The sequence below is a fragment of the Arthrobacter mobilis genome, from assembly GCF_012395835.1.
Taxonomy (GTDB): domain Bacteria; phylum Actinomycetota; class Actinomycetes; order Actinomycetales; family Micrococcaceae; genus Crystallibacter; species Crystallibacter mobilis.
The window spans coordinates 144,753-151,312 of the sequence record NZ_JAAZSQ010000010.1 but is presented as its reverse complement, the minus strand read 5'-3'; the positions used below and the strand labels follow the sequence as shown (position 1 = coordinate 151,312).

Sequence of the window (6,560 nt, the reverse complement as noted above, 5' to 3'; positions counted from 1 at the left end):
ACCCGCTCGGGCAAGATCATGCGCCGCCTGCTCAAGGACATTGCCGAAGGCCGCGAGGCCGGCGACGCCACCACCCTGGCCGACAACACCGTCATGGCCCAGATCGCCAGCTCGCTCAAGCGCTGACACCCGGCGCCCGCAGCGCAGCCGAAGGCCGTCCGTCCCCTGGCGGACGGCCTTCCCTGTTGCTTCCGGCCGCCAAGGGCGCTCCGGTCTTCCAGCCGGCAGGCTTCCGCCCGAGGTCCCGGAGGCCGGCGGCCTATTTCTGCAGGCACTGGCCGGCGGGAACCGTTTCCTGGTAGCCGGCGGCGGCCTCAATGACCGGCAGGACCTCGGCCAGGGTCAGTGCATAGCCCACCGGCACATTCTCCGTGGACTTGGCGAAGACGAGGCCGGCCACTTCCCCTCTGGTGGTCAGCAGGGGTCCGCCCGAATTGCCCTGCTGCACATCGGCGGCCAGGGTGTAGACCTCCAGGGGGGACCGGTCCGTGCCGTAGATGTCCTGGACCAGCACCGTCGAACGCCCCTGCACGGTGGCGGGCGCACTCTGGAACGGACCGCCCGCCGGATAGCCGGCAAACGCAGCATCGTCGCCTCCGGCCAGTTCGCCGGCAGCTACCGGCAGCGGGCGCACCCCCAGTCCGTCAACGGCCAGCACCGCCACGTCCTTGACCGGGTCGATGTAGACGACGCGCCCCGGCTGCACGCGGCCGTCCGGAATCTCCACCACCGGCTCACTGACGCCTGCGACCACGTGGGCATTGGTCATGACCCTGTCCGGGGCGATGACAAACCCGGACCCGGTCTGGTTCTGGCCGCACTGGAAGGCGGTGCCGGCGATCTTCAGCACGGACTCCCCCGCCAGGTTCAAGGCCTCCGTGTCGGTGCTGCCCTCCGGCGCCTCGACCGGCCCGAGCGGGCCGGACTCGTGCACCACCTGCGGGATCGCGTCCTCGACGGCTATGGACCGGATCTGCGCCATCCAGGCCTTGACCGGCCCCGGTGTGGCGCCGTCGATCGCGCGGATCACCTGGGACGCGGCAAGCTGCTGCGAAATAAAGGGCATGCCGAGGCTGGCGATGCTGAACGCCAGCATGGACATGACCAGCGCCGCGACCACCGTATTTACTGCCCCGCCCAGCAGCCGGTCCAGCGGCTTGACGGCCGGGAAGTCCAGCCGGCGCCGGATGGCCGCGCCCAGTCCCGACCCCACCGCATGGCCCAGGATCACGAGCAGCACGGCGGTGGCGATGACGCCGGTCAGGCGCCAGCTTGGGTCCGGAACCCACATGCTCACCATCGGAATGGCAACGAAGGCCGCCACAGCACCCGCCGCGAAGCCGGCAACGCCGCCCAAGGTCACAAGGAACCCCTTGCGCAGGCCCGCCGCCAGATAGGACAGCAGAACCAGCAGCAGGAGGATGTCCAGCAGGGTCAGACCAAAAAGCAAGCTATCTCCATAGGCAGGAAGCGGCGGCCGGCGCGCGGGAGCGGCAGGCCTGCACGGCAGATGCCGCCGCCGGACCGCGCACGCCGCCGGAATGATGCCAGTGTAGTGCCGGTTGCTGGGAATTTACCCGGCGGCACCCTCGTTGGGCCGGGTGGAGTCCGGGCGGTCCCCGGCCGCCAGTATGCGTCCGGGCGGCGGATTCCCCGCCGCCTGGTCCGCTTAACATCTGTGGAAGATGTCACAAGCGCTTTACATACGGCAAAATGGGTTCCAGTGCCTAAGCTGAATTCAGCCGATACGCCCGAACATGACTGACTATTGTGAGAGAACCAGGAGAATTCATGGACATTGAGATCCTTCGCCGCGCACCGCTTTTTGCATCCCTCGACGACGACGTCTTCGCAGCGCTGACTGACGAACTGACCGAGGTTGATCTGTCGCGCGGCGCCTCAGTGTTCCGTGAAGGCGATCCGGGAGACCAGCTCTACTTCATCGTCTCGGGCAAGATCAAGCTCGGCCGCACCGCCGCCGACGGCCGCGAGAACCTGGTGGCCATCCTCGGCCCGGGTGAACTGTTCGGCGAAATGGCCCTGTTCGATCCGAGCCCGCGCAGCACCTCCGCCACCGCCGTGTCCGAAACCCGGCTGGCAGGCCTGAAGAACGAGAACCTGCGCTCCCTGCTGGAAACCCGCCCCGAGGTGTCCGCCCAGCTCCTGCAGGCACTGGCACGGCGCCTGCGCCGCACCAATGACTCGCTCGCGGACCTGGTCTTCTCCGATGTGCCCGGCCGCGTGGCCAAGGCGCTGCTGGACCTGGCCGACCGTTTTGGCCGCCCGGCCACCGACGGCATCCTGGTGGCGCACGAGCTGACCCAGGAAGAGCTGGCCCAGCTGGTCGGCGCCTCCCGCGAAACCGTCAACAAGGCGCTGGCCGAATTCGTCCAGCGCGGCTGGCTCCGGCTGGAAGCACGCGCCGTCGTCATCCTGGATATCCAGCGGCTGCGCCAGCGTTCCCGCTAAGCCCGCCGCCGTAACGGCCCCGCAGCACCCACCCGCGGTGGGCGCTGCGGGGTCGTTACCGTACTGGTCAGCTTGTGCGGCGCGGCGGTCAGCGGCTGCGCTGGGCCGCGGCGTCCTCGGCAGCGAAATTGGCGACCACTTCGAGCATGGGCGTGCCGTCCACCAGCACCAGTTCGGGGTGGTACTTCACCACCGGCCGTTTGTGCGACAGGTAGGCAATGGTGCCGCGGGCGGCGGCCAGCTTTTCGAGGATGATTTCCACCGCCGGGCTGGTCAGCTGGCTCAGGTTCAGCCCGCGGGTGTCCTCCTGCCCCACCAGGTCCCCGAGCGCGGTGGTGTCCCGCTCCGCGAGCACGTCGCGTGCGCAGACCCAGGATGCCCAGGCCCCCTTGCTGCCCAGCAGGGCCGGCTGCTGGGTCACCGGCTGGGCCGCAGCGAAGTAGCGCGTGTCGAAGCGCCGGTGGGCAAAGTCGGGGCTGATCCAGTTGCTCAGCGGCTTGAGCAGGTCGGTGCGCAGTCCCAGTCCACGGCGGCCGAGGATTTCGCCGAACCCTTTTTCCTGGTCAGCAACGGCTTCGCGGGCGGCCATCCACTCTTCCCCGGCGGGACCCTCCACCAGCGAGGACTCGTCCGGCCCGGCCAGCAGGACCCCGGTTTCCTCGAACAGTTCGCGGATCGCGGCCACCACATGGAGCCGGGCCTGCCGGTGGTCGGTCAGGCCCAGCGCCGCCGCCCACTTCGCGGCGGGCGGCCCGTACCAGGTCACCGCGTCGTCGTCGGCGGCCTCCACGCTCCCGCCTGGGAATGCGACCGCGCCCAGCGGGGAATTGCCCGACCGGTAGCCCAGATAGGTTTCCACGCCCCGGGGGCTGTCCCTGACCAGCACCACGGAGGAGGCAAGGCGCGGCATGCGCGGAGTCCGTTCCCCGTGCTCCAGCCAGCTGCGGGCTGCCCCCAGATGTTCCGGGGGCAGCTCGAACAGCCGCCGCACGCCGACGGCGCGCCGGGTTTCCCCTCCGCTCGCTTCGCTCGCGGCGGGGCCCTCGGGCCTAGCTGAACTCGGCAATCAACTCGACCTCCACCGGGGAATCCAGCGGCAGGACGGCCACCCCGACGGCGGAACGGGCATGCGACCCGGCCTCGCCGAGCGCCTTGCCCAGCAGCTCGGAGGCCCCGTTGACCACGGCCGGCTGACCGGTGAATTCCGGGTCCGAAGCCACGAACCCGACAACCTTGACGATGCGGGTGATCCGGTCCAGGTCCCCGATCACACTCTTGACCGCGGCGAGGGCGTTGACCGCGCAGGTCTGCGCCAGGGAGGCGGCCTGCTCGGCCGACACGGCCCCGCCGACCTTGCCCGATACCGGCAGCCGGCCCTCGACGAAGGGCAGCTGCCCGGAAGTGTAGACATAGTTGCCGGAGATGACGGCCGGAACGTAGGCAGCCACCGGAGCCGCGACCTCGGGAAGCTTCAGCCCGAGGTCGGCCAGACGTTGCTCGACGGCGGACACGGAGACGTTCTGGGCTTCGGCCATGCTAGTGCTTCTCCCTCTTCAGGTAGGCGACAATGTTGGTGGTACCGGGCATCTGGAGGACCTGGACGAGCTCCCAGCCGTCCTCCCCCCACTGGTCAAGAATCTGCTTGGTGGCGTGCACGATCAGCGGGACCGTGGCGTATTCCCATGTGGTCATACGTCAAAGCCTAACCCCAGCTTGTAAACTGGTCGGCATGGCGCCTCGTAAATCACCGTTCTTCGACACTGCGACAACGCTGGGGAAAATAGTCGCTTTCCTCGGAATCAGTGCCCTGTGCGGTGTACTCGCCGCTGGATTGCTTGTCCCGGCGGCAGCGGTCGCCGGCGTCGGCGCCACCTCCTCGATCGAGTATTTCGACCAGCTGCCGGCCGAACTGAACACCAGTCCGCTGTCCCAGGCCTCGAAGATCTACTCGGCCGACGGCAAGCTCATTGCCACGTTCTACGCCGAGAACCGCGTGCCCGTCAAGCTGGAGAAGGTCTCCCAGCACATGCTGGACGCCATCGTCTCCATTGAGGACGTGCGCTTCTACGAGCACAACGGCGTCGACCCGCAGGGCATCATGCGCGCGGCCGTGAGCAACCTCGCCGGCGGCAGCATGCAGGGCGCCTCCACACTGACGATGCAGTACGTCAACAACGTGCTGATCGACGCCGGTGCGGCCGAGGGCAAGTCCGCGGAGGAGCTGACCATCAGCGGCACCAAGTCCATCGGGGACAAGCTGCGGGAGGCGAAGCTTGCCATCGCGCTCGAGAAGAAGTACTCCAAGGAGGAAATCCTGCAGGGGTACCTGAACATCGTGCTGTTCAGCGGCCAGACCTACGGCATCGAAGCCGCCGCCCGGACCTTCTTTGGCAAGCATGCCAGCGAGCTGAACATCGCCCAGTCGGCGATGCTGGCCGGCATGGTGCAGTCCCCCAACTACTTCAACCCGGTCAGCAATCCCGAGGCCACCAAGCAGCGCCGGGACATCGTGCTGGCCGCGATGCTGCGCAACAACAAGATCAGCCAGAAGGAATACGACAAGGCCGTCGCCTCCGACCTGAAGCTGAACCTGAAGCCGGTCCAGTCCGGCTGCGTGGCTGCCAACTTCGCGGACTACTTCTGCAGCTATGTGCAGCACGCGATCATGCAGTCCGATGCTTTCGGCAAGAACGCCGAGGAGCGGGCCAAGCTGCTGGCCCGCGGCGGCCTGACGATCAAGACCACACTGGATTCGCGCCTGCAGAAGGAAGCCCAGCGGCAGATCCAGCGGCAGGTCCCCAAGGGCGATCCCTCGGGTGTCGGGTCGGCAATGGTCTCGGTGGAGCCGGGCAGCGGCAAGATCCTGGCGATGGCGCAGAACACCGACTACAACCCGGCCAAGGGCCGCAAGAACACCGAACTGAACTTCAACGTCGATCCGGACATGGGCGGGACCTCCTACGGCTTCCAGCCCGGCTCCACCATGAAGCCGTTCACCACGGTGGCCTGGCTCGAGTCCGGCCGGTCGCTCAATGCCGTCATCGACGCCCGGCGGACCAGCTACCCGGCCGGTTATCCGTGGCGGGCCAGCTGCCTGCCGGACGGCGCCTATTTCCAGGCCTGGGACTTCAAGAACGCCCTGCCCGGCTACCAGCGTTCGATGACGGTCAGCCAGGGCCTGACCTGGTCGGTGAACTCCGCCACGGCGGCGCAGGCTGCCATGCTGGATCTGTGCGACATCCGGGATGCCGCCAGCCGGATGGGCGTGCACCGCGCCGTGGACGGCGAGCCGATCCAGGTGAACACCCCCTCGTTCATCATCGGCGGCCAGGAAGTCTCGCCGCTGACCATGGCTGCGGCCTTTGCCACCTTTGCCAGCGGCGGCACCTACTGCGAACCGATCGCGCTGTCCTCGGTGAAGGATGCACAGGGAAACAAGTACAAGGTCCCGGAAAAGCAGTGCGACCGGGCCATCTCGCCCGAGGTTGCGGCGGCCGTCAGCATTCCGCTGGCCAACCTGGTCAACAACAGCCCCGGCTACATGCGTCCGATCGGCGTGCCGGCGGCGGCCAAGACCGGTACCACCGACCTGTCCGAGCAGACCTGGACCGTGGGCTACACCACCGGCATTTCCACCGCCTCGTGGGTGGGCAACTGGAAGTCGCACACGTCGATGAACGGCATTGCCATCAACGGCGTGGCCCGTGAGTACGTGGACGGAGCGACCATTGCCGGCGCCCAGTGGACCGACTACATGAGCGCGGTCGCGCCGCTGTATCCGAGCGGCTCCTTCGGCCAGGTGCCCGACAGCATGAAGGGATCGCCGCAGCCGTCCCAGCCGGACCCTGACGAGGACGAAGAGTCCGAGGCCAGCGGCCCGGACAATGAGGGCAATGCCGGCAACGGGAACGGCGGCGACAATGCCGAAGCCGCCGGCCAGGAGGAGGCCGGGAACGGCGGCGGCACCACTGCCGGTGACGGCGACGGCGGCAATGCCGAGGCCAGCGGCCCGGAGCAGGGCGGCGGCAGCGCCGCCAGCCAGGACGGTGCCGATGCCGGCGCCGATTCGGGCGCGGACGGCAACAACTGAG

Annotated in this window: 6 protein-coding genes; 2 read left to right on the top strand and 4 right to left on the bottom strand. The window is 68.1% G+C overall.

What is annotated here, in order from left to right; translation table 11 throughout:
- Positions 1 to 259: 259 nt before the first annotated feature.
- Positions 260 to 1,450 carry a MarP family serine protease gene (locus HGG74_RS12145; RefSeq protein ID WP_168486654.1) on the bottom strand — a complete coding sequence of 397 codons (1,191 nt, stop codon included), beginning with the start codon at positions 1,448 to 1,450 and terminating at the stop codon, positions 260 to 262.
- 341 nt (positions 1,451 to 1,791) lie between these two features.
- Here HGG74_RS12145 and HGG74_RS12140 point away from each other — a divergent pair, with 341 nt between their 5' ends.
- Complete coding sequence (locus HGG74_RS12140) at positions 1,792 to 2,469, top strand: Crp/Fnr family transcriptional regulator (protein WP_168486652.1); 678 nt, start codon at positions 1,792 to 1,794, stop codon at positions 2,467 to 2,469.
- Positions 2,470 to 2,557: 88 nt separating this feature from the next.
- Here the strand turns inward: HGG74_RS12140 and HGG74_RS12135 are convergent, their stop codons facing one another.
- From HGG74_RS12135 to sp36, 3 genes are read right to left on the bottom strand one after another with little or no spacing between them, the layout of a single operon-like run.
- A complete protein-coding gene (locus tag HGG74_RS12135) occupies positions 2,558 to 3,535 on the bottom strand; it encodes an NUDIX hydrolase (protein WP_246262853.1) in 978 nt (325 codons plus the stop codon).
- Positions 3,519 to 4,004, bottom strand: a complete 486-nt coding sequence (locus HGG74_RS12130) for a RidA family protein (RefSeq protein ID WP_168486650.1) — start codon at positions 4,002 to 4,004, stop codon at positions 3,519 to 3,521. The genes HGG74_RS12135 and HGG74_RS12130 overlap by 17 nt, the downstream gene beginning before the upstream one ends.
- Position 4,005: 1 nt before the next feature.
- On the bottom strand, positions 4,006 to 4,161 hold the full coding sequence (gene sp36 / locus HGG74_RS12125; RefSeq protein ID WP_168486648.1) for a Sp36 family protein: 156 nt from the start codon (positions 4,159 to 4,161) through the stop codon (positions 4,006 to 4,008).
- A 37-nt stretch (positions 4,162 to 4,198) separates the two neighbouring features.
- Between sp36 and HGG74_RS12120 the strand changes: the two genes are divergently transcribed.
- On the top strand, positions 4,199 to 6,559 hold the full coding sequence (locus tag HGG74_RS12120) for a transglycosylase domain-containing protein (RefSeq protein WP_168486646.1): 2,361 nt from the start codon (positions 4,199 to 4,201) through the stop codon (positions 6,557 to 6,559).
- Position 6,560: the final 1 nt, after the last annotated feature.

Coding starts and splice junctions, on each gene's coding strand:
- HGG74_RS12140 (WP_168486652.1), top strand. CDS start 1,792: ATGGACATTGAGATCCTTCGCCGCGCACCGCTTTTTGCATCCCTCGAC.
- HGG74_RS12130 (WP_168486650.1), bottom strand. CDS start 4,004: ATGGCCGAAGCCCAGAACGTCTCCGTGTCCGCCGTCGAGCAACGTCTG.
- sp36 (WP_168486648.1), bottom strand. CDS start 4,161: ATGACCACATGGGAATACGCCACGGTCCCGCTGATCGTGCACGCCACC.
- HGG74_RS12120 (WP_168486646.1), top strand. CDS start 4,199: ATGGCGCCTCGTAAATCACCGTTCTTCGACACTGCGACAACGCTGGGG.